The following is a 22,351-nucleotide window of genomic DNA, read 5'->3' as shown; positions in this document are numbered from 1 at the left end:
GCGTCGCGATTGGGGCGCAAAGCGCCCCCCGGAATTCACACCTGTTCCGTCGCCCCGACCATCTCCGCCGCCTTGACCTTGGCACTGCCAATCGGCGCCTGCAGCAGCAGGAAGTACGCCACCGCCGAACACAGCGCCACCCCTGCACTGATCATGAACGCCGTGGTGAACGAACCCGAGTACTGGATGCTGAAGCCGGTGACGATCGGCGCCACCGAGCCGGCAATGTAGCCGCCGAAGTTCTGGATCGAGCCAAACGAGGCCACGCGCTGGCTGTCGACGATGGTGTTGACGATCATCCAGGCGGTGGCACTGGCCATGTTGATGCTGAACAACGCCAGGCACAGCAGGATGATGCAACCGGTCAGGCCGGTGACGAACGACAGCGGCAAGGTGAACAGTGCCGCCAGCACCAGGCCGGTGATGACGCTGAACTTGCGACTGGCCAGCACGCTCATGCCGCGCTTGACCAGCACGTCGCAGAAGCGCCCGGCGACGATCGTGCCCGCTGCGCCAAAGCCGTAGGCCAGCGACACCACCCAGGCAGTCTTGTACAGGTCCAGGCCGTGCTCACGCTCGAAGTAGCCAGGTAGCCAGGTCAGGTGCAGCCAGAGCATGTAGATCACGCCCATGAAGCCCAGTACCGCACCCCAGGTGCTGCGGTGCTTGAACAGGTCGAGCCAGCCGGCAAAGTAGGAGGCCTTCGGCGCTGGTGCAGCGGCTACCGGCGCCGGCTGTTCGCCTGGCAGCGGCTTGCCTTCGGCAGCAAGCTCCGCCAGGTAGCGTGCCTTGCTTTTGTAGAAGGTCAACCAGCACAGCGCCAGCACCACGCCGATCACGCCTGTGATGATGAACATGCCGCGCCAGCCGAAGTTGACCATGAACAGTGTCAGCAAGGGTGGCGCCAGGCACGGGCCGAGGCAGGTCGAGGACCAGACCACGCCGGTCGGGGTGCCGCGTTCGTTGGCATCGAACCACTCCGACAGGGCCTTGGCCGCCGACGGGAACATCGGTGCCTCGCCAATCCCCAGCAGCACCCGCAGGCCCATGAAGCCGGCAAAGCTGTTGACCATGCCGAACGCGGCCTGTGCCACCGACCAGCCCAGCAGCGAGGCGCCGAGGGCGATCTTGCTGCCCAGGCGGTCGATGATCATGCCCATCGGCAGCTGGGCGAAGGCATAGGCAATGGAAAACGCCGACAACAGGATGCCCATCTGCGACGGGCTGATCATCATGTCTTTCTGGATCGAGGTGTTGGCGATCGACAGCGCACTACGGTCCAGGTAGTTGACGATACCGATCAGCAGCAGGAACACGACGGTGATGCGTTGGTACTTCTTCATAGGCTTCATGTGATGACCTTTATTATTATTGTTGCCGCGCTGTCAGCGCCTTGACGATCCTTCGTTGATGCTACGCCCTCCCTGACGCAGCGCGCCGCTCAAGGCTGGCGCGCGGTGGTTGCGACCTCCAGCAGCCCGCGCCGGCCGAGGCTGTGGATCAGCGCACGCAGGCCAAAGTCCCACTGCGGCGCCAGGTCGCTGGTGGTCACGCGGTTGCACAGGGTACCCAGGTGCGGGTTGCTGATGCTCACCACATCGCCCGGCTTGTGGGTGAAACCGTTGCCCGGTTGGTCGCGGTCCTGCGTAGGGGCGAACAAGGTACCGAGGAACAGCACCAGGCCGTCGGGGTACTGATGGTTCTCGTTGAGGGTTTGCTGCACCAGGTCCTGCGGGTCGCGGCTGATCTGGCGCATGGAGCTGCGGCCGGCGAGGATGAAACCGTCTTCGCCCGTCACCTGCAAGTCCACTTCGGCGGCGCGCACATCATCCAGCCCGAAACTTTCGTCGAACAGGCGCAGCAGCGGGCCCAGCGCGGTGGAGGCATTGTTGTCCTTGGCTTTTGACAGCAGCAAGGCGCTGCGGCCTTCGAAGTCGCGCAGGTTGACGTCGTTGCCGAGCATCGCGCCCTTGATGCGACCATCACTCGACACCGCCAGCACCACCTCCGGCTCCGGGTTGTTCCAGCTCGACTTGGGGTGGATGCCAATGTCGGCGCCGTGGCCGACCGCCGACAGCGGCTGAGCCTTGGTGAACACCTCGGCATCCGGGCCAATACCCACTTCCAGGTACTGCGACCAAAGGCCTTGCTCCACCAGCACCTTGCGCAGCGCTTCGGCCTGGGCCGAGCCCGGCACGATCTGCGACAGGTCGGCGCCGATGCGGCTGGCCAAGGTGTCACGGATTGCATCGGCCTTGGCCGGGTCGCCCTTGGCCTGCTCTTCCACCACGCGCTCCAGCAGGCTGGTGGCGAAGGTCACACCAGCGGCCTTCACCGCCTGCAGGTCGATGGGTGCCAGCAGCCATGGCTGGTGCGGGTCGCGCTGGGCCGGGTCGCTGTTGCCCAGCAAGGCTGGCAGCCCGACCAGCGGTTCGGCCAGCGGCAGGCTGCGCAGGTAGGCGACCGGGTCGGCCACTTCCAGCAGGGCCGAGACAGTGGCTACATAGGGGCTGATATCGTGCACGGCGCCGGCCTTCACCAGCACCACCGCAGGGCCCTGCTCCGGCAGCCAGACCCGCCCTACCCAACTGCCGCTGTCGAACGCGCTGGCATCGTGATTCAGAGGCAGCGGTCGCTTGCCGTTCGCTCGATCAGTCATCTGTGTACCCTTACTGTCATTCATTGGGAAAGTGCTGGCAGTTGCAGCTGCACGGCCAGCCGGTCAAGGTCAGCCACCAGCTGTGGTGAAAGACGTGCCCCCTGCTCCAGCGCTTGGCGGCGCAGGGCGAGGCCAGCTTGCCCAGGCAGGCGCACCGGGCGCTCAGCATCGAGCGGCCGGCTGGCCAGGACCAGCTGGCCGAGGAAGCTGGTTTCGTCGGTGAACGCTTGCAGGCCACCGAAGAAACGCGGGTCGATGACCACGGCCGTGGCCGAGGCCCCCCACTGGTCTGGTGCATCCTTGCGCCCGTGGCCGGCCAGCCCCGAGGTCAGGGCTTCGACCAGCAGCGCCAGAGCAAACCCTTTGTGGCCAAAGGCCTGGCCACCCAGGGGCAGGATGCTGCCTGGCGGGCTGGTGAAGAAGTCACGCGGGTCGTCGCTCAGTTGCCCGTCATTGCTCACCAGCACCGGGTGTGGCAGACGGCTGCCGGCATCGCGGCACTGGCCGACCAGGCCGAGGGTGACGGTAGACATGCTGACGTCCAGCAGAATCGGCTCGCCCCGGGTCGGGATACCCGCGGCAATCGGGTTGGGGGTGTAGACCGGGTCGACGCCGCCATGGGCGCAGACCAGCCCCACTGACGGGTCCGAGGAATACAGCACGGCCACCAGGCCCTGGTCGGTGTAGGGCTTGAGGTAGGCTGCCAGGCAGCCGATATGCGCGGCGCGGCGTACCACGGCGATACCGATGCCCTGCCCGGCCGCGCCTTTTGCCGCGCAGTCCAAAGCACGGCTGACGCAGTACGGCCCCAACACGTAGTGGCCATCGAACAGGCTGGAAATACCACTGTCGGACACCTGCTCCAGTGCCTGTGCACGGGCCTTGACCTGCCCGCTGTGCATGCCGTCGATGTAGCGGCTGACCAGGTTCAGGCCATGGGTGCGATGGCCCAGCAATTCGCCTTCGAGCAGTACCCGGGTCACGACCTGGGCAACTTCGGTATCGGCGCCGGCCTTTTCGAACAGCCGCTCGACGAAGGTGGTAAGCGCTTGCACGTTGTAATGTGTGGTTTGAGTCATTGCGGTTGCCTCGGAAATGGGACAGGGCTTGGCGATCAGGTCACGGCACCGATCTGCCAGGGCACGAACTCGTTCTGCCCGTAGCCGTGCTGTTCGCTCTTGCTGCGCTCCCCGGAAGCGATGCGCAGCATCTGCTGGAAGATGAATGCGCCGCGTTCCTCGATGCTGGTGGAGCCGTCGGCGATGCCGCCGCAATTGACGTCCATGTCTTCTTCCTGGTGCTCGAACACCCGGTTGTTGGTCGCCAGCTTGATCGACGGCGCCGGGGCGCAGCCGTAGGCCGAGCCACGGCCGGTGGTGAAGGCGATCAGGTTGGCCCCGCCAGCCACCTGGCCGGTGGCCGAAACCGGGTCGTAGCCGGGGGTATCCATGAACACCAGGCCCTGGGCACGCACCGCTTCCGCGTACTGGTACACGTCGACCAGGTTGCTGGAGCCGGCCTTGGCCACCGCGCCGAGGGACTTCTCGAGGATGGTGGTCAGGCCCCCGGCCTTGTTGCCGGCCGAGGGGTTGTTGTTCAGTGCGGCGTTCATGCGCTGGCAGTAGTCTTCCCACCAGCGGATGCGGGCCACCAGCTTTTCGCCGACCTCGCGGCTGACCGCCCGGCGGGTCAGCAGGTGCTCGGCACCGTAGATTTCCGGGGTCTCGGACAGGATCGCGGTGCCACCGGCCGCCACCAGGCGGTCGACGGCATTGCCCAACGCAGGGTTGGCGGTAATGCCGGAATAGCCATCGGAACCGCCACACTGCAGGCCGACCACCAGGTGCCGCGCACTGACCGGTTGACGCTGTACCTGGTTGGCCTCGGCCAGCAGCGCCTTGACCTGTTCGATGCCGGCAGCGATGGTTTTGGAAGTGCCGCCGATACCCTGGATGGTGAACGCGCGCAGCTGGGCGCTGGCCTGCAGGCCCTGGGTTTCCAGCAGGCTTTCGATCTGGTTGGTTTCGCAGCCCAGACCAATGATCAGCACGGCGGCAAAATTGGGATGTACGGCGTACCCGGCCAGGGTGCGACGCAACAGGCCCAGGGCTTCACCGCTGGGGTCCACCGCACAGCCGGCGCCGTGGGTCAGCGCCACCACGCCGTCGATGTTCGGGTAAGCGGCCAGCACTTCAGGGTGAATGTCGCGGCGGAAATGGTCGGCCACGGCCCGGGCCACGGTTGCCGAGCAGTTCACCGAGGTGAGGATGCCGATATAGTTGCGGGTAGCGACCCGGCCATCGGCGCGCACGATGCCCTGAAACTGCGCTTCGCTGCCGGGCTGGTTGCGGGTGTCGACACCAAAGGCGTAGTCACGGGCGAAATCGCCCATCTGCACGTTGTGCACATGCACGTGTTCGCCGGCTTCGATGGCCTGCGAGGCAAAACCGATGATCTGCCCGTAACGGCGCAGGGGCTGGCCCTGCTCCACCCGTTCGGCAGCGACCTTGTGGCCCGAAGGGATCGGCTGGCGCACGGTAATCGCCTCGGCGTCCAGGCGCAGGCCTTGCGGCAGGGCCTGGCGGGCGATGAGCACGTTGTCCAGCGGGTTGAGACGGATGACGGCAAGGTCACCGGACTTGGCAATCAGTTGCATGGGACCTCTCAGGGCGGTGCGGCTGACTTCTTGTTATGGCTGCGACCACTGTAAGAAGCCTTGGGCAACATTCCCAATGAGATGATCCGATCGAGCGATAACCCTGGGTTATCAAAAACAGATATTAGTGCCTGTTTATCAATCGCATTTTAGGGCCATTGGGGCTGCTCTGCAGCCCTTCGCGGGCTTGCCTGCTCCCACAGGTACAGCGCATGCCTTGAACCTTGTGCTGTACCCGTGGGAGCTGGCTTGCCTGCGATGGGCTGCGCAGCGACCCCATGGGCTTCACCCCTGCTCCTGCTGACGGCGCCGAGCCCCCTCCAGCAAGATCTCGACAAACGCGCGGGCCGAAGCGCTCAGCGGCTCATCCTTGCGGGTAACCACGCCGTACTCCAGCGCCGCCAGGTGCAAGGGGCTGCGCAACTCTTTCAGTTGGCCGCTGGCCAGCTGCGCGGCAACCATCGAGCGCGGCAACATGGCGATCATCGGCGCCGCTTGCAGCAGTTGCAGGAACATCGGCATGGAGATGGTTTCGACGCTGTCGGCTGGCGTGGCAATGCCGGCAACCCGGAAGGCCTGCTCCAGGCGGTTGCGGATCGGCGTGCCTACCGGGTACAGCACCCATGGCCAATCGCCCAGCGCTTTCAACGGCGTGCTTTCCAGCTGGTTGAGCGGGTGCTCGCTGTTGACCACCAGGCTGAACGGTTCGGGCTCCAGGGGCTGGAAGTCGAACAATTGACTGAAGCGTTCTTCAGTGAAGCGGCCAATCATGATGTCGAGCTTGTTCTGCTCCAGCATGGTCAACAAGTGATCGCTGGAATGCTCCACCACTTCGATCGACAGCAATGGGCTGCGCGCCTTGATCGCGGCGATGGCCTGCGGCAGCACCAGCGCGGTGGCGGCAAAGATCCCGCCGACGCGGATAAAGCCGTGCCCGCCGTTGCGCAGGCGGTTGACCTGGTCGACGAACTGTTGTGACTCGGCCAGCGCGCCCTGGGCATAACGCACCACGTATTCGCCCAGTTCGGTGGGTGGCATGCTACGCGGCAGGCGCTCGAACAGGGCGAAGCCGAACTGCTCCTCAAGGTCACGCAACATCTTGCTCAGTGCCGGCTGGCTGAGGTTCATGCGCGTGGCGGTGGCGTGCATGTTGCGGGTGCGCGCCAAGGTGTCGATCAGCACCAGGTGCTTGTAGCGGATCCAGTTGCAAAAGCTGGAATGGGTCATCTCCGGCGGCATTGACGCAGGGCCTCAGGCAAGTGAAAAGGCAGGGCTATTGCGCCCGCAGGTAGTGCAGCAAGGTGTCCAGGGCAACCGAGTTGGGCCGCGCGCGCAAGGTCAGCACGCCCAGGTTGGCCATCGCCAGCGGCAGCTCCACAGGCAGGATGGCGACCATGCCATAGCGGGCATAATGCTTGGCCACGTCATCGGGCACCACCGCAATCATCTCGGAGGCTTCGAGCATGGCGGTGGTAGCCAGGATCGAGGCAGTTTCGACGATATCCAGCGACTGCACCATGCCACCGGCCTGCAGCGCGCTTTCGACACGGCGGCGCATCGGGCTGCCGATGGGGTGCAGGATCCAGGTAAGCGTCACCAGGTCGGCCAGTTGCAGCCCGGCCGCATTGGCCAGCGGGTGGCCGGCGCGGGCGATCACGCGCATCTGCTCACCGCCTTCGAACAGTTCGATGTTCAGGTCCTGGCTGTCGCTCTGGTCCGGCAGGCGCCCCACCACCATGTCGAAGTCGCCGCGCAGCAAGGCCGGCAGCAAGGTGTCGCTGGTGCCGACTTCCAGGGAAATACGCACCTTGGGGTGGTCGCGCTTGTAGGCCAGTACCGCCTTGGTCAGCACGCCCGGCACCGGCCCCATGACGCTGCCCACCCGCACCAGGCCCAGGGCCCCGCGCGCCAGCTCGGCAATCTGCGCCTGGGCATGCTCGAACTCATGCAGCGCGTTCTGCGCATAGCGGATCATCACTTCGCCATACAACGTCGCTTGCATTCCCCGTGGCAAACGCTCGAACAAGCGTACGCCCAGGCGCTCCTCAAGCTGCTGCAGCAACAGGCTGGCTGCCGGTTGCGTGGTGTGCATCGCCGCGGCAGCACGGCGCAGGTTAGCGAACTCGCCCAAGGCGTTGAGCAACGTGATCTGCCGGCTGGAAATCTTCAATGCGCCGAGGCTGGCAGGCGCCTGGGCGCTGTCGAGTGGCAAGCGAGACATATCGAATCCGGTATCGCTGGTTAAGAATTGGCGATTATGCCTGTATCGCTCGACAACCTACAGTCAGGTCTCCCTGTGCTTGAACAGAACAAGAGCCGACCATGAGCATACGTATTACCCACCTGAGCGTTCGCGACATTCGTTTCCCCACTTCGCTGTCGCTGGATGGCTCCGACGCCATGAACAGCGCCCCCGACTATTCGGCAGCCTACGTGGTGCTGCACACCGACGCCGAGGCGCTCGAAGGCCACGGCCTGACCTTCACCATCGGCCGTGGCAACGAGATTTGCGCGGCGGCGGTGCAGTCGCTGGCGCCGCTGATCGTTGGCCTCACCTTGGAGGAAATCACTGGCGACATGGGCGGTTTCTGGCATCGTTTCACCGTCAGCGACAGCCAGTTGCGCTGGCTGGGCCCGGAAAAAGGCGTGATCCACCTGGCCACCGCCGCCATCATCAATGCCGTGTGGGACCTGTGGGCCAAACATGAGGGCAAGCCAGTGTGGAAGCTGCTGGCCGACATGACGCCCGAGCAGCTGGTGCGCTGCCTGGACTTCAGCTACGTCACCGACGTGCTCACCCCCGAAGAAGCCATCGCCCTGCTGCGCCGCCAGGCACCGGGCAAGGCCCAGCGCGAGGCACAGATGCTGCGCGAAGGCTACCCCGGCTACACCACTGCGCCAGGCTGGCTGGGCTACAGCGAAGCAAAGATGCGCAAACTGGCCCGCGAGGCGGTGGAGGATGGCTGGACCCATATCAAGCAGAAGATCGGTGCGGACCTGGAAGAAGACATTCGCCGTGCCAGCATCCTGCGCGACGAAATTGGCTGGGAGCGCACCCTGATGATGGATGCCAACCAGGTATGGGGCGTTGAGGAGTCGGTCGCCAACATGCGCCGCCTGGCCGCCTTCGAACCACTGTGGATCGAAGAACCGACCAGCCCGGACGACATCCTCGGCCACGCCACCATCCGCCAGCGTATTGCGCCGATTGGCGTGGCCACCGGTGAACATTGCCACAACCGGGTGATGTTCAAGCAGATGTTCCAGGCCGGCGCGCTGGACTTCTGCCAGCTGGACGCGGCTCGCCTGGGCGGCCTGAATGAAGTGCTGATCGTGCTGCTGATGGCTGCCAGGTACGACGTGCCGGTGTGCCCGCACGGCGGCGGTGTCGGCCTGTGCGAATATGTGCAGAACATTGCCCTGTTCGACTACATCGCGGTGTCGGCCTCGCTGCACAACCGGGTGCTGGAATACGTCGACCACCTGCACGAGCATTTCATCGACCCGGTGGTGATCCGCCGCGGGCGCTACATGCCGCCGCAACGCCCGGGCTACAGCATCGAAATGCATGCCGAGACTCTGGAACGCTACCAGTACCCCAACGGCGCGGTGTGGCTCGACATCAACCGTTCCTGACCCACAGACCTGGGTGTGCCGCCTTTGCGCGGCGCGCCACCAGTACTTTTCACGGGGAAAAAAACAATGACAATCCTCACCGGTACTGCAGCGGCCCCCGCCCCTGCCGCTACCACCGAACAGCGCCTTAACGGCCTGCTGCTGGGCAAATTGCTGCCGCTGCTCATCGTTGTCTACGTGATGAGCTTCCTTGACCGGACCAACATTGCCCTGGCCAAGGCCAGCATGGGTATCGACCTCGGCCTGTCGGCGGCGGCCTATGGCCTGGGCGCCGGCCTGATCTTTCTTACCTATGCCCTGGCCGAAGTACCCAGCAACCTGATCATGCATCGGGTGGGCGCACGTTTCTGGATCACCCGCATCATGATCACCTGGGGCCTGCTCTCGGCGGGCATGGCCTTCGTCCAGGGCGAAACCTCGTTCTACATCATGCGCCTGTTGCTGGGGGTGGCCGAAGCGGGCCTGTTCCCTGGCGTGATGCTGTACCTGACCTACTGGTTCGACCGTGAACAGCGTGCCCGCGCCACGGGTTACTTCCTGCTGGGCGTGTGCCTGGCCAATATCCTCAGCGGCCCGCTGGGGGGCGCCTTGCTGGAAATGGACGGTGTGCTGGGTTGGCACGGCTGGCAATGGCTGTTCGTGCTCGAAGGCCTGTCCGCCGTGGCCCTGGCCTATGTGGTATGGAAGAAATTGCCTGATGGCCCAGCCTCGGCACCCTGGCTGTCGGCCACCGATGCCGAGGACATCGAGCGCCGCCTGGCCGCCGAACGGGCCGCCGCACCGCAGCAGAGCAAGCTGGGGCAGATGTTCCGCGACCGGCAGATCTGGCTGGCGATCGTGGTGTACTTCGTGCACCAGATCACCATCTACACGGTGATTTTCTTCCTGCCGGGCATCATCGGCACCTACGGCGCGCTGTCGCCCTTCCAGGTCGGCCTGCTGACCGCCGTACCGTGGGTTGCCGCCGCCATCGGCGCCGCCACCTTCCCGCGCCTGGCCACCTCGCCGCGCCGGTGCCGCACCTTGCTGTTCTTCGGCCTGCTGACCATGGCCGCCGGGCTGCTGCTGGCGTCGCTGTCCAACTCGTTCATCGGCCTGATCGGGTTTTCGCTGACTGCCCTGATGCTGTTCGTGGTCCAGTCGATCATCTTCGTCTTCCCCTCCAGCCGCCTGAGCGGCAGCGCGCTGGCGGCCGGGTTGGCCTTTGTCACCACCTGCGGCCTGTTTGGCGGTTTCGTCGGGCCATCGGTGATGGGCCTGATCGAGCAGGCTACCGGCAGTACCCGAAATGGCTTGTGGATCATTGCCGCGTTGCTGGTGGTAGCCGCGCTGGTCAGTACCCGCTTGCGGCAGGGGCAGGAGCAAGCGCATCGCTGACAGGAGGTTTTACCTGCCAGGGCCTCATCGCCGGCAAGCCGGCTCTCATAGAACTGCACATAACTCATTGAATTAGCAGGGACCCTGTGGGAGCGGCTTCAGCCGCGAACACCGGCGCAGCCGGTGCCATGCACCGCGCTGGATGCTTCGCGGCTAAAGCCGCTCCCACAGGGTACGAGGATCGCTTGCGAATTCAGTTATCTGTGCGACAGCGCCGCCCAAAGGGCTGGGCAATTTCCCACAAGGTCAACGCCTGACTCGTTGCATTGGCAGGGACCTTGTGGGTGCAACGGGTTGCAACGCGACCCCGGCAGCTCAAGGTGCAACCCCGGCGGGCCGGCCGCAGCGCAGTTCCAGCGACTGGGCCAGGCGCTCGACAGCCTGTTGCAGTTCCTCCGGGTGATCACCCAGCCACGCCAACGCCAGGTACTGCTGGTAGCGCCCCTGCAGGCTGAACTGCTCACCCGGCAGTGCGTGCAGTGCCGAACCAGCCAGCGCTTCAGCAATACCCTCCCACGACAACGGCTGGCGAAAGCGCACCCACAGTGTCCACCCACCCTCCGGCATTTCCAACGCCACCCGCTGGCCGAACTGCTGCTGCAGCGCATGCGCCAGGCATTGCATGCGCTTATGCAGGTCCGTGCGCAACCTCACCAGTTGCGCCTCGATCTCACCTTTACCCAGCATGTGCGCCAGCGCTTGCAGGCGCAGCGGTGCAAGCCGGAATGCACGTTCAGCGAACGCCCTGGCCAGCACGGCATCATGGCCCAGCAGGTAGGCATAGGGCGCCTCGCCCCCCACCGCGGCATCGAACGCCCCCATCACCAATAGCCAGCGGGGGTCGACCCAATCGCGCAGGCGCGTATTCGGCGGCCCGCTGTAACAGTGCTCACTGTCCAGGTCGTTTTCCAGCAACCATACAGGGTGCTGGCCGAGCAACTGGCCAAGCTGCTGCTGGTAGTGCGCTGAAAACAGCCGCCCCTGCGGCATGCCAAGGCACGACGGCATGACCAGCATGCGTACCGGCTCGCTCCCCAGCAGCCGGGCCAGGGCGCGCAGATCCGGGTTGCCGCGGGTATCCAGTGGCACCTCCAGCACACGCATGCCGGCACGTGCCAAAGCGCGCAACACCTGCCAACAACAGGGCGAGTGCACCAGCACGGTCCCCCCTTGCAGGGCCAACGCCGCCAGCACCGTCTCCAGTAACGCCTGCACATCAGGGGCCAGCTGAACGTCCTCGGCAGACCAGTACTGGCTGGAGGAGCGGGTATAGCGCTCGGCAACGGCATTGCGTAGGCGGGCGTTGCCGGGCGCTTCCCAAGGGGCAACACTGTGCATGCGCTGACGTGCCAGGCGCCGCTCGTGGGTGAACAGGGCCCGCTCCAGCATCGACTGTGCCGGCAAGGGTGGCTGCCGGGGCATGGCCGCGGCGTCCCCCTTGCCAGCACCCTGTACGTAGTAGCCCGACCTCGGCAGGCACTGCACGCGGCCCTCCTCCTCCAAAAGGCCGTAGGCACTCTGCACGGTGGCCAGTGACACCCTCAGCCGCCGGGACAATGCCCGCAGCGACGGTAAACGGCATGGGCCACTGCCTTGCGCCTGGCCGATCAAGGCTTCCAGGTAGCGATAGACCTTGCGGTAGGCAAACTCGCCGCGGGCCGATTGCTCCATCAAGGCAGCCCCGCATGACCACGCCGCCGCCCCGAGGCCTGCCGTGGCAGCAACCGCAGTTGTACATCGCGACGGGCCAGGTGGCTCATCAGGCGCCAGGAGGCCAGCGGCAGGCGCCCGTCATAGATCACCCGCAGTTGCCCCAGCGGCAGGCCACTGGTGTTTACCAGCCAGTTTTTCACCGCATCAGGGCAGGGTTTACCCTGCAACGCCCGATGCAGGTAAGGCAACGCCACCAGCATGTCGGCATGCCGACATTGCAGAAAACGCTCGAGGTTTTTCCCCTGCCTGGCGAACGGGCTGAACAGCAGGCATACCTGTTGGATCTGGTTGATACCGTAGGCCTTGCCGAGCTGCAGCTGATTCACATCACGCCGCTTGATGCCTTCCGGCTGGCCAGCCAGCCGCAATGCCGGGCGACTGGCCTGCGGCTCGAGACTGCGTGCGCGCAGTTCGTGCAACTGAGCCGGCGCCAACGGATCGACGAAGGCAGTCAATGACCAGGCATCCTCGGCAGCCTCGAAGCAACCACCGAGCATGAGGTCGAGTTGCTGCGCTTCGAGCAACGGCGGCAACAGGTCATCAATGGCAATTACCCGCACCGGCGTATCCCGCTGCACAGCCCCCGATGCCGACGCCGTCAGGGCGCCCAGCGGTACCCCGATGCTGCCGTTCAGCCGACTCAGCCCATGGGCCAGCGCCGCCAGGCATTGATGCACCCCATGCGGACCACGCTCCCCAGCCAGGCGCAGGCTGCGCCGGGCCCAGGCCAGGTACCGGCGACGCTGGTGCGCGGGGATGCCGGTGATCAATACATCCGCGGCTGCCTGTGCCTGCAACGCAAACCCCACGGCACCCGCCAGTTCCAGGTGCAGCCGGCTACCTAGCAGTGCTTCGGGACTGGCATCGACCAGGTGACCGAACATCAGCATGGCGTCCCTCGCCAACAGCCAGCGTTCGGGCGCGGCAGCGGGGTGCCGGCTGAACGGCACCACTTCACGTCCCTCGATCATCTGCAGCTGCACCCGCGGGTCATCCTGCATGAACAGCGCACTGAAGCTGCGCTCATGGCCTTCGAGCGTGGCGCTGCCAGCCACCGGCAGGCTGACCACCAGCACCCGCAGCTGGAAGGTGACCGGCGCACGCAGGGCGATACTCAGTTGCGCGGCACGCAGCATGGCCAGCAGCCGGGCGCTGCGGCGATCGTTGCCTTGCAGCACCAGCAAGCGGAAGGTGCCGATGTATTCGGGCCCGCCCGCAGCAACCAGCAACCGTTGTATCAGCAACTGCAAGGAAGCCCGCTGCGCTTGTGACATGTGACTGAGCAAGCGCTCGAGCACTTGCTGGTAGATATAATGCATTGCCTGGTCGTGAATAGCAGTCACGTAATCACCTCATCAACTTCATGCAGCCAGCGCACATTGAACAGAAGACCTGAACGTCAACATGCCCTGAACTTGGCCAGAAGAAATTCCCTACAACTAAAAGGAAGTAATGACGTAACCAGTCACTGTCGCCATGCCATCGAGAAAAACGCGTCGCTGCGACGCCCCGCCGCTGCCATGTACCGCCCTGGCTCGGGCATAGCCATGCTCATTCCACGCTCCTTGCGCAAACCATCATTGAGCCATTATCGAGGGATGCAAGGCGAATAGAAGATACAGATCAAGGTAAAAAAACCATTCAGCCGAAGTGAGAAAACACATTGACCGCCAGGCAAAAACAGTTCAAGCCAAAAAACTTGGCGGAATATTTCCACGAGCCACTGAATAATCGCGCCAAATGTAGTCCGCTTCGCTCTTTATTGTAGGAACATTCTTCTTTTGAGCATCAACCTTATGTACCGGGCACAAAAAACCCGGGACTCTGCCCGGGTTTCCTGATAATGCAAACAGCCGTCAGTGTTGCGCCATGTCCAGCACCACACGCCCGCCACACGGGCATTGGTCCATGTAGCGATGCGCTTCTACTACCTGCTCGAACGGGTACACCTTGATGATCTGCGGTGTCAGCAACTGGTCGGCGGTGAACTGGTTGATATCGCGCAGGGCGCGCTGTAGTGCCACCTGGTCCTGGCTGATGCCCAGTTCCGGCTTGCCGGTGAAGTTGCCAATGCAATGCACATGGAACTGGATGTTCTTCTGGAATGCCGCGCAGGCCGGGAACGGCGTCTGATTGCCGCCTTGCAGGCCATACAGCACCAGGCTGCCACGCGGTGCCAGCACATCGCCCAGCAGCGACATCTGCGGCCCGCCCATGCCATCGAGGACCATGTCCACGCCACGGCCATCGGTGTACTTGCCAATCTGCAGCAGCAGGTCCTGTTCTTCGGTGACAATCACCTTGTCGGCGCCCAGGCCCAGCAGGTACTCACGCTGTTCCGCCTCCTTGGTGGCGGCGAACACCTTCAGCCCCAGGGCCTTGCCCAGTTGCACGAAGGCAGGGCCCGCGCAGTGGCTGGCGTCGGTGACCAGCGCGGTCTGCCCGGCCTTGGCCCGGGCCAGGTCAACGTAGGCGAAATAGGCGATCAGCAGCGGCGTGTAGTGCACGCTGGCCTCGATCGGGGTAAGTACATCCGGATAACGGGTAATGGCCGTACGCGGCAGCACGATGACATCGCCATACACGGGGTGGTCGTTGGCACTGGTGGCCGGGAAGCTGGCAACCCGGTCGCCCACGGCAATATCCTCGACCCCTTCGCCAACCGCGGTCACCACCCCGGCCATCTCGTGGCCGATCCCCGCCGGCAGGCGTGCCTGGGATGGTGCCAGGTTCTGGCGCCAGAGCACGTCATACCAGCTGACGCCAACCGCCTCGACGCGGATCTGTACCTCGCCGGCAGCGGGTGACTGTTCGGGCTGCTCCTCGCAACGGAGCACATCGGCAGCGCCGAACTTGTGGAAACGGATCATGCGGGACATCGCATACCTCGCCATTGTGAACCTCTAATTACCACGAACTCTATCCGGGCTTTGCCGGATAGACCATCAGTGGTCATTAATAGTCGACATGCTTGTCATCGATTGGGCACCTGACTTTCCCTGCGATTGGTCCCCCTAAACCCGTGCAGGGTACCAGCCTTTGGCCTTAAGATTCACCTCTGCCCCACTTTAGGCGAAGCGCACCGATGAATCGAAACGACCTGCGTCGCGTAGACCTCAACCTGCTGATCGTGTTCGAAACGCTGATGCACGAGCGCAGCGTGACCCGTGCCGCGGAAAAACTGTTCCTCGGCCAGCCCGCCATCAGCGCGGCCCTGTCACGCCTGCGCAACCTGTTCGACGACCCACTGTTCGTGCGCACCGGCCGCAGCATGGAGCCGTCGGCCCGGGCCCACGAAATATTCTCCCTGCTGTCCCCGGCGCTGGACTCGATTTCCACTGCGGTCAGCCGCGCTGCCGAATTCGACCCGGCCACCAGCAATGCTGTGTTCCGCATCGGCCTGTCGGACGACGCCGAATTTGCCCTGCTGCCGCAGTTGCTCAAGCGCATCCGCGCCGAAGCGCCAGGTATCGTGCTGGTGGTACGTCGGGTCAATTACCTGCTGATGCCGACGCTGCTGGCCTCGGGCGAGATCTCGGTGGGGGTCAGTTACACCAGCGAACTGCCAGCCAACGCCAAGCGCAAGGTGCTGCGCCGCAGCATGCCGAAACTGCTGCGAGCCGACAGCGTGCCCGGCACCATCACCCTGGACGACTTCTGCGCGCGCCCGCATGCGCTGGTGTCGTTTGCCGGGGACCTGTCGGGGTTCATCGACGAGGCCCTGGAGGAAATTGGCCGCAAGCGCCATGTGGTGCTGGCGGTGCCGCAGTTCAACGGGCTGGGGAGCTTGCTGGCGGGCACCGATATTGTCGCTACGGTGCCGGACTACACGGCGGATGCGCTGACCGCGGCGGGTGGGTTGCGGGCCGAGGATCTGCCGTTGGATGTGCGCAGTTTCGAGCTGCACATGGCCTGGCGCGGGGCGCAGGACAATGACCCGGCGGAGCGGTGGTTGCGGTCGCGGATACAGATGTTCTTCGGCGACCCCGATAGCCTGTGAGCGAGTTCTACTGAATTCCAATAACCTCTGCAAATACAGATAGATAGGCGAATTTTCTGTCCGTTGCCATCCGTCGTATTCCACTCATTTCCAACGTAACTGGGGGTATCGTTTGGGGTACTTTTCATTTCCTGAAAACGATACCCCCAGATTTTGCCGACCCATCCCGCACCGGCGTTCCGGCAAAAACTCAGCGATGCCTTCCTGCGCAGCGTGACCGCCCCCGGCAAGTACGCCGATGGCGAAGTCCCCGGCGTGTACTTGCAGGTCCAGACCTGGCTCAAGGAGGGCGCCGTTTTTGGTTGAAAGCCTTACACCACGCCGACGAAATCGCTCGCTGTCAGGGCGACATGCCCGACCAGATCAATCTGGAAATCTGCGCCATTACCGCTGTTGACATTGCCCTCCACATACGTGTGTTCAACCCCACCGACATTGGCGAAGTGGTACTTCAATTGCGCTTGGTTACTGAACTCAGTGCCGACGCCATTCCACTCGCCAAGGAAGGCAAAGTCCTGATTACCGGCGGAACCTGCGCCGGAAGTGCGGGCATCGATCAGCGTCAGATCGATGTGGTCAGCTCCCTGCGCAAAGTCGGTGATCACATCGCGGCTAGCGGTCGAAGTGCCGGAGTCGTTCATTGCGCTGAACATAAAGATGTCCGCCCCCGCCCCACCGGTCAAAATGTCGCGGTTGCCGTTGCCGGTCAGTGTGTCAGCGCCGCCTCCACCAATGAGGGTGTCGATGCCGCCTTGCCCGGTCAGGGCATTGTTGGCGCTATCGCCGGTCAAGCTGTTGGTACCGTTGCTGCCGAGAACATTCTCGATGCCGCTCAAGGTGTCATTACCGGTTTGCGAACTGCTCGCCAGGCCAGTAGACAGGTTGACCGTGGCGTTGGCCAAGGTCCCCGACAGGTCGTAGGTATCAGTGTCGCCACCACCCTCGTAGCTGTCATTGCCGTCATTGACCGACGCCCGGAAGGTATCATTACCAAGACCACCAAACAGGCTGTCCAGACCTTGCCCACCGACCAGGATGTCGTCTCCGCTGCCACCGTCGATCCAGTCGTTGCCGCCCTGGCCTTGCAAAAGGTTGCTAACGCTGTCGCCCTGGATGTGATCGACGCCAGAACTGCCGGTGACGTTCTCGATGTCGGTCAGGGAGTCATTGCCGGTTTGGGTGCTGGTTGACGTGCCAACAAGCAAATCGACCGTGGCCGACGCCGATGTGGCCGATAAGTCATAGGTATCGGTGCCCGTACCGCCGTCATAGTGGTCGTTGCCGTCATTCAGCGATGCCAGCAGCGTATCGTTGCCTGCCTCACCAAAGACGGTGTCGTTGCCGGCCACACCGCTAAGCTGGTTGTTACCGCTATTGCCATGGATGACGTTGTCCAGCCCGTTACCTGCGCCGTTTATGTTGTTCGCCCCCTGCAAGCTCAGGTTCTCGACGTTGGCACCCAGGGTGTAGCTGACCGACGACAAGACCGTGTCGGTGCCTTCGTTCAGGTTTTCCTGAACCGCATCGCCATTGGCATCCACCCTGTAAGTGTCGTTGCCGGCGTTACCCAGCATCGTGTCGTTACCGCTACCGCCGTCCAGTAAGTCGGAACCCAGTCCGCCGTTGAGGACGTCATTACCCGAGTAACCCATCAAGATGTCCTGATAGTTGGTGCCATTGAGCGTGTTGCCGAAGAAGTTGGTGCCTTCGATGAAGCGCCCTACCGCTTCCGAAGGGTCGGACGTCAGCTGTTCCACTGTGCCGTTGTTGTCGGTGTAAGTGGTGATGACCCGTAGCTGCTGGCCGAACTGCGCCGAGGTGGGCGCAAAGGTCGAAGCATTCGCCCCGGCAATACTGATCCAGGCCGCGCCCACCAGTGCTTGCCATTGGAAGGTGAACCCACTTGGCCCAGGCAAGCCGTCAGCGTCCTGTATGGTTGAGGTAATGGCGGTCAGCCGGTATTGAGCCGGCACCGGACGGCTAGGTGTGGTCGGCGCAGTGGCAAACCCCGACAGCAACGCATTGCCGGTTGGCAGACTGTTGGTGATGTTCAGGTTGACTGTGCGGTCGGCGAAGCGCAGTTTTTCAATGCCAGTCACGATATCAGTGCCATCGACATTCGCCGCGCCGACCCGCAAATCCACCACTTTGAACGCCGTGATCAACTCGCCACCCAGCCGAATGTCGGTGAACTTGGTAATGCTGTAGTCGGCAAAATTGCCACTGTACAGCGCTTCATCGGCTGCGCCATCGGCCGTGCCTGGGGCTGCGTGGTTATCACCCAAAATGAAGTCCAGACGGGCCGCTTGCAGTCCAGTAAAGTGCTGAGCGAACCCCTGACTGGCGAGCAAGTGATTCAGATCGGCGAGTTTGATCGAATCGCCGACGATTACGTCATTTCCGCCATTACCTTGAGAAACATCGTCGCCGCTGCCGCCTATCAACCAGTTTTCCGTGGCATTACCGATCAGCCCCGCCTGAGGGTTGGCCGGAGTCGTCGTGCTTGCACGACTATCGCTGAAGCGTGAACCGATCAAACCCTCAATGTCTGTCAGCAAGGCGTTGAACGGCTGGAACAGCACAGCGGTGCCCGGCGCCGCCACGATATTCTGATTGTTAAGGTCTGCCGCCGCATCCAGGGCAATGTTCACATCGCTAAAGGCCGCGATGTCGAAGCCCACGTCACCGAGGGCCTCATCGCCGTCACCTTGACCCGGAGCGCCACCCAGGCCAGGCAGCAGAATGTCGTCACCGACACCGCCGAACTCCTGGTCGCCAGTGGAACCGCCGGAAATGATGTCATCGCCGTCCTCACCGAACAGAATGTCCGGGCCGTCGCCACCGTAGATCTCGTCGTTACCGTCACCGCCATGCACAAGATCAGTGTCGCCGCCGGCATCGATGTAGTCATTGCCAGCGCCACCGTACAACTCGTCGATCCCGGCTTCACCGTAGAGGTGATCGTTGCCATTACCGCCAATCACCACATCGAGGGCACCTGCGCTGGTCCCGGCATAGATGGTGTCGTCCCCTTCCCCACCATCGAGGAAGTCTTCGATATCACCGCCGTAGATCACATCGTTGCCGTCACCGCCATAGATATGGTCGGCACCGGCCTTGCCATCAAGGATGTCATCGCCACCTTCGCCATAGATCGTATCGTCGCCATCGCCAGCGTCGAGCCAGTCGTTGTAGTCAGTGCCAGACAATACTTCGTGCGAGTTGTAGCCCACTGCCGCTGTGCCATCAGGGTTCTGGCCCTGGTCCGGACGGTAGTCACGGATATAGGTTTGAGCGGTATGCGTTTCCGGGCTGGTCAGGCTGACCAGCAAGCCGTTACCGCCAATTCCGCCCGCGCCACCGCTTGAGTAAACGCCGACATGGTTCGCCTCAATCAGCGTGCCATATTTGTGCTCGCCCTTGTACGCCGTCGCACTTGCGCCGGAGTCGGTGTTGCTCAGTTCGATGTAGCTGTCGGCGTAACCGAATACATCACCGGCCAGGTGCCGGGCATCGGTGGTGCGTTCAATGATGTCCTTGAATTGCTCGGTCACTACCTGTTCGTTGAGGTTGGTCATCGCCGGCAAGCCGAGATCAAGGCGGAACAGATAATAGAAACGGTCGCCATCCATCAACCGTTCCATCTGATCCTCGAAGATAGCGTTGAAGGTGGTGCCCAGTTGCCCGGTGTAGACATGTTTCTCCGCGAGGCCACCGATCCACAGATCAATCGCGTTGTAGCCGTCGTAACCGGCCACATGATTGCCGTTGGCATCTGCCGCACCGGAAAGGAAATAGGCCGCCTCTTCAGCCGTGACGCTGCCGCCGGCATAGTTGGTGGTAGCACCTGAGGTATCGGCATCGATGATGGCTTGGGCATGGGCCACATCACCATCAAATGAATAGGCGGCGATGAAATTCACCAGTGACTCGGGGTGAATCATGTTGTTGGCGAAGTCACTCCAACTGGTATAGGGCGTCAAGCCATCCACGATCAGGTTCGTGTGATGCTGCGCGCCTGCCGGCGACGCCCTCTCCTCGACGAGTGCATCGTGAATCTGCTGACGCGCCTGGTTCAGGGTAGGCAGACCCAAGTCGCGACCACGAGCCAGGTTGATGGTCGCGAGGTCCAGCGGTTGACCGAGCAAGCCTTGTTGCAGGGCCGGGGTCACGAATTCGTCGATTTCGTTGCTGATCTGCCGGGTCATGCCCAGAGCAATGGCTGTCGGCCCCACCTCGGCAAAACCGCCGGGGTTGAGAAAAGCCTGCTCTAGCGCGTAGTGAGTGATTGCACCGGTCAGGTCGTAGCCACCACTGGCATTTTTTTCCAGAGCATCGATGGTTTCGCGTAGTTGCGAGTGGCCGAAACGAAACGCGGCTTGGCCATACTCCAGAGAAATATTGGCGTTAATGCCCGAGTCATAGGTCACAAACTCTGGCAAATCCGGGGTGATCAAACGCGCGTATTGGTCGATCGCAACGTGCTGGTATTCCATTTCCACGGTCAACTTGGTGGCATAGAACAGTTTGTCCTGATCCCAGGACACGGTGACGCCATCGGGCAGAGTGAAATTACCGTTGGCATCAGTGTAAAAACCGCCGCTACCGTTGCTCACCTGGACCTGCCAGTTATGCCGCACATTGACGTCTGTCTGCCCCAGCACCTCGTTCTGCAGGTTGATTAGCTGCACGTTGTGGTCTTCATGGAATATGTGGTGAATGGCGGTGAGGCCGAAGTTTTCGTTCACCCGACCATCACCGGCAACGTAGTGATCACCCACCGACTGCAGCAGCAACTCGTTGGCCACCGCAAAATCGGCACTGCCGGGAACCGCGCTGATGGAGAAGTCGGAAAAGTTGACAAAGCTGAACAAGTTTTTCGGACCCGAATTGTCATAATTGATGACCATCCCATAAGGGTTGTTCGTGTCGAACGTGATGCTGGTGATGTGCGCATCCAGCGACATCAGTTTCGCTTGATCGATATGCATATCATCAAAGTGCGGGTTCATGTCCAGCAGGATCGCCTCGCGGGTGTAAACCGCTTGTACACCGGCGGTCCCAGGATCGGCATCCAGTACATGGCCGTTGGCATCCCGCACGCGGAAGTTCACGATATCGTCCCAGGTCAGATCGTCGCGACCGGTGGCCAGCACATGAGCGCGCAATTCGCTCAGGGTCGGCAACGTCTGATGGGTCAGCACACCGTTGAGGGTCCAGGAGGCTTCGTCGCTTAAGGTTGTGCCGTCAAACAGCGCCGCACCCGCGATGAACTGGCCGGGGTGATTGGGGTCCGCCACCCATTGACGCAGCAATTGAGTCACAGCCTCATTGGAGCCGTAAGTCTGATTCTGATCGATGTAGGGCGAGTCAAGGTTGACGTATTGCGCCTGGCCTTGACCGTCCACTTCGCTGACCGAAGCCCGATGCACTTTGATCGAGTAAACCGGCTGCCCGTCCGGGCCGATGGAGCCGTACAGCGGATCATCCGGCGCCAGAGGAATAGTGATCGTCGCGTTCTGATTGGGTTTGTTGATGAAATCCAGCCCATGGTCGAAAAACTGCCCGAACAAGGTGAACCAGCCGGTTGTCGACGGGTCACCGCTGACGGTGTTCTGGTTGCGAATGTAGTACTGCCCGGAATCCGGTGAGGTGCTATCCACCTCGCCAATGGTGCCCAGAATCCCCGGATCAGTAACGATCGCTACGCCCGTGTCGGTATGCTGGATGTACCCGTTGGCATCGGTAGCAAAAGTTACCCCGCCACTGACGATGGTCTGGCTGATCATCCGGGGGGTGTAGTCCACTAGTGAAGCTGTTGGATCGCTATACAGTGAGCTACTGTCAGCTATGGGCGTGACACCGGCGGGAATGCCCGGTCCGGCCAATGCGGCGTTATCCAGGTTCTGATGAACGTAATGCGTGTAGTCCGAATGGGTCAGGCGAATGAAGTTCTGACCAAAACTGCCCCAGCTCTGTCCGTCCTGGGTCAGGTTATTGAAGTGACCGGAGACGTCGCGCAAGCCGATCGGGTCCCGTGCGCCGTTGTACCAGCGGGATTCGCCGACCGGAATATCCAGGGGATTGAAGCTGCCGAGTATACCGAGCACATGGACCTTGCCGTCCGAACCACTGTAGCCGTAAAGAGGATCGCCGGCGGCATTATAACCGACGACATGAATGGTCGGGAACGTAACCTGCTGGTCAAGAAACGAAATATCGTTTTGATTAAGAGTGAAGCGCTTTAGCCCATACATGTCAGTCTCCAGATATCCTGAGTTGCTGGGTTTTTCAAACGACTTATCACGAT

The 22,351-nt window shown here is 62.6% G+C and carries 13 protein-coding genes and 1 pseudogene; 4 read left to right on the top strand and 10 right to left on the bottom strand.

The features are described from left to right. Nucleotides 1–35: 35 nt before the first annotated feature. The 6 genes from MKK04_RS11660 to MKK04_RS11635 all read right to left on the bottom strand — a co-directional run bounded on the left by MKK04_RS11660 (nucleotide 36) and on the right by MKK04_RS11635 (nucleotide 7,536). Nucleotides 36–1,352 carry an MFS transporter gene (locus tag MKK04_RS11660; RefSeq protein ID WP_402801601.1) on the bottom strand — a complete coding sequence of 439 codons (1,317 nt, stop codon included), beginning with the start codon at nucleotides 1,350–1,352 and terminating at the stop codon, nucleotides 36–38. 89 nt (nucleotides 1,353–1,441) lie between these two features. Beyond that, a complete protein-coding gene (locus MKK04_RS11655) occupies nucleotides 1,442–2,659 on the bottom strand; it encodes a fumarylacetoacetate hydrolase family protein (RefSeq protein ID WP_241106624.1) in 1,218 nt (405 codons plus the stop codon). Nucleotides 2,660–2,679: 20 nt separating this feature from the next. Then, nucleotides 2,680–3,738, bottom strand: coding sequence for an Ldh family oxidoreductase (locus tag MKK04_RS11650; protein WP_241106623.1), 1,059 nt, complete (start codon nucleotides 3,736–3,738; stop codon nucleotides 2,680–2,682). Nucleotides 3,739–3,773: 35 nt separating this feature from the next. After that, nucleotides 3,774–5,315, bottom strand: a complete 1,542-nt coding sequence (locus tag MKK04_RS11645) for a UxaA family hydrolase (RefSeq protein WP_241106622.1) — start codon at nucleotides 5,313–5,315, stop codon at nucleotides 3,774–3,776. A gap of 285 nt (nucleotides 5,316–5,600) precedes the next feature. Then, nucleotides 5,601–6,554 carry a LysR family transcriptional regulator gene (locus MKK04_RS11640; protein ID WP_207837985.1) on the bottom strand — a complete coding sequence of 318 codons (954 nt, stop codon included), beginning with the start codon at nucleotides 6,552–6,554 and terminating at the stop codon, nucleotides 5,601–5,603. A gap of 34 nt (nucleotides 6,555–6,588) precedes the next feature. Continuing rightward, nucleotides 6,589–7,536, bottom strand: coding sequence for a LysR family transcriptional regulator (locus tag MKK04_RS11635; protein ID WP_207837983.1), 948 nt, complete (start codon nucleotides 7,534–7,536; stop codon nucleotides 6,589–6,591). 101 nt (nucleotides 7,537–7,637) lie between these two features. Between MKK04_RS11635 and MKK04_RS11630 the strand changes: the two genes are divergently transcribed. After that, nucleotides 7,638–8,951, top strand: coding sequence for an L-fuconate dehydratase (locus MKK04_RS11630; RefSeq protein WP_233687436.1), 1,314 nt, complete (start codon nucleotides 7,638–7,640; stop codon nucleotides 8,949–8,951). A 66-nt stretch (nucleotides 8,952–9,017) separates the two neighbouring features. Next, nucleotides 9,018–10,328 (top strand): MFS transporter, encoded by a 1,311-nt coding sequence (locus MKK04_RS11625; protein WP_241106621.1) that lies wholly within the window; start codon nucleotides 9,018–9,020, stop codon nucleotides 10,326–10,328. Nucleotides 10,329–10,643: 315 nt separating this feature from the next. Here the strand turns inward: MKK04_RS11625 and MKK04_RS11620 are convergent, their stop codons facing one another. The 3 genes from MKK04_RS11620 to MKK04_RS11610 form a co-directional block, all read right to left on the bottom strand. Then, on the bottom strand, nucleotides 10,644–11,999 hold the full coding sequence (locus tag MKK04_RS11620) for a GntR family transcriptional regulator (RefSeq protein WP_207837211.1): 1,356 nt from the start codon (nucleotides 11,997–11,999) through the stop codon (nucleotides 10,644–10,646). Then, nucleotides 11,999–13,384: a hypothetical protein gene (locus MKK04_RS11615; protein WP_233687439.1), complete on the bottom strand. Its 1,386-nt coding sequence runs from the start codon at nucleotides 13,382–13,384 to the stop codon at nucleotides 11,999–12,001. Before MKK04_RS11615 ends, MKK04_RS11620 begins: the two co-directional genes overlap by 1 nt. Before the next feature lie 513 nt (nucleotides 13,385–13,897). Then, entirely contained in the window at nucleotides 13,898–14,920 is a 1,023-nt protein-coding gene (locus MKK04_RS11610; protein WP_063913469.1) for a zinc-dependent alcohol dehydrogenase family protein, read from the bottom strand. A 206-nt stretch (nucleotides 14,921–15,126) separates the two neighbouring features. Here MKK04_RS11610 and MKK04_RS11605 point away from each other — a divergent pair, with 206 nt between their 5' ends. Together MKK04_RS11605 and MKK04_RS11600 are read left to right on the top strand one after the other, a co-directional pair. Beyond that, entirely contained in the window at nucleotides 15,127–16,041 is a 915-nt protein-coding gene (locus MKK04_RS11605) for a LysR family transcriptional regulator (protein WP_233687440.1), read from the top strand. Nucleotides 16,042–16,194: 153 nt separating this feature from the next. Beyond that, nucleotides 16,195–16,332 (top strand): annotated as a pseudogene (locus MKK04_RS11600) (integrase); the annotation flags it as partial. Between the two features lie 20 nt (nucleotides 16,333–16,352). Here the strand turns inward: MKK04_RS11600 and MKK04_RS11595 are convergent. Further along, on the bottom strand, nucleotides 16,353–22,298 hold the full coding sequence (locus tag MKK04_RS11595; protein WP_207837201.1) for a peroxidase family protein: 5,946 nt from the start codon (nucleotides 22,296–22,298) through the stop codon (nucleotides 16,353–16,355). Between the last annotated feature and the right edge of the window lie 53 nt (nucleotides 22,299–22,351).

This window comes from Pseudomonas sp. LS.1a (assembly GCF_022533585.1).
Lineage (GTDB): Bacteria > Pseudomonadota > Gammaproteobacteria > Pseudomonadales > Pseudomonadaceae > Aquipseudomonas.
This window is presented reverse-complemented; position numbering and strand designations above follow the sequence as displayed.

What these genes read in the sequence shown, in the direction of transcription:
- MKK04_RS11660 (WP_402801601.1), bottom strand. Translation starts at nt 1,352, where the DNA reads ATGAAGCCTATGAAGAAGTACCAACGCATCACCGTCGTGTTCCTGCTG.
- MKK04_RS11655 (WP_241106624.1), bottom strand. Translation starts at nt 2,659, where the DNA reads ATGACTGATCGAGCGAACGGCAAGCGACCGCTGCCTCTGAATCACGAT.
- MKK04_RS11650 (WP_241106623.1), bottom strand. Translation starts at nt 3,738, where the DNA reads ATGACTCAAACCACACATTACAACGTGCAAGCGCTTACCACCTTCGTC.
- MKK04_RS11645 (WP_241106622.1), bottom strand. Translation starts at nt 5,315, where the DNA reads ATGCAACTGATTGCCAAGTCCGGTGACCTTGCCGTCATCCGTCTCAAC.
- MKK04_RS11640 (WP_207837985.1), bottom strand. Translation starts at nt 6,554, where the DNA reads ATGCCGCCGGAGATGACCCATTCCAGCTTTTGCAACTGGATCCGCTAC.
- MKK04_RS11635 (WP_207837983.1), bottom strand. Translation starts at nt 7,536, where the DNA reads ATGTCTCGCTTGCCACTCGACAGCGCCCAGGCGCCTGCCAGCCTCGGC.
- MKK04_RS11630 (WP_233687436.1), top strand. Translation starts at nt 7,638, where the DNA reads ATGAGCATACGTATTACCCACCTGAGCGTTCGCGACATTCGTTTCCCC.
- MKK04_RS11625 (WP_241106621.1), top strand. Translation starts at nt 9,018, where the DNA reads ATGACAATCCTCACCGGTACTGCAGCGGCCCCCGCCCCTGCCGCTACC.
- MKK04_RS11620 (WP_207837211.1), bottom strand. Translation starts at nt 11,999, where the DNA reads ATGGAGCAATCGGCCCGCGGCGAGTTTGCCTACCGCAAGGTCTATCGC.
- MKK04_RS11610 (WP_063913469.1), bottom strand. Translation starts at nt 14,920, where the DNA reads ATGTCCCGCATGATCCGTTTCCACAAGTTCGGCGCTGCCGATGTGCTC.
- MKK04_RS11605 (WP_233687440.1), top strand. Translation starts at nt 15,127, where the DNA reads ATGAATCGAAACGACCTGCGTCGCGTAGACCTCAACCTGCTGATCGTG.
- MKK04_RS11595 (WP_207837201.1), bottom strand. Translation starts at nt 22,298, where the DNA reads ATGTATGGGCTAAAGCGCTTCACTCTTAATCAAAACGATATTTCGTTT.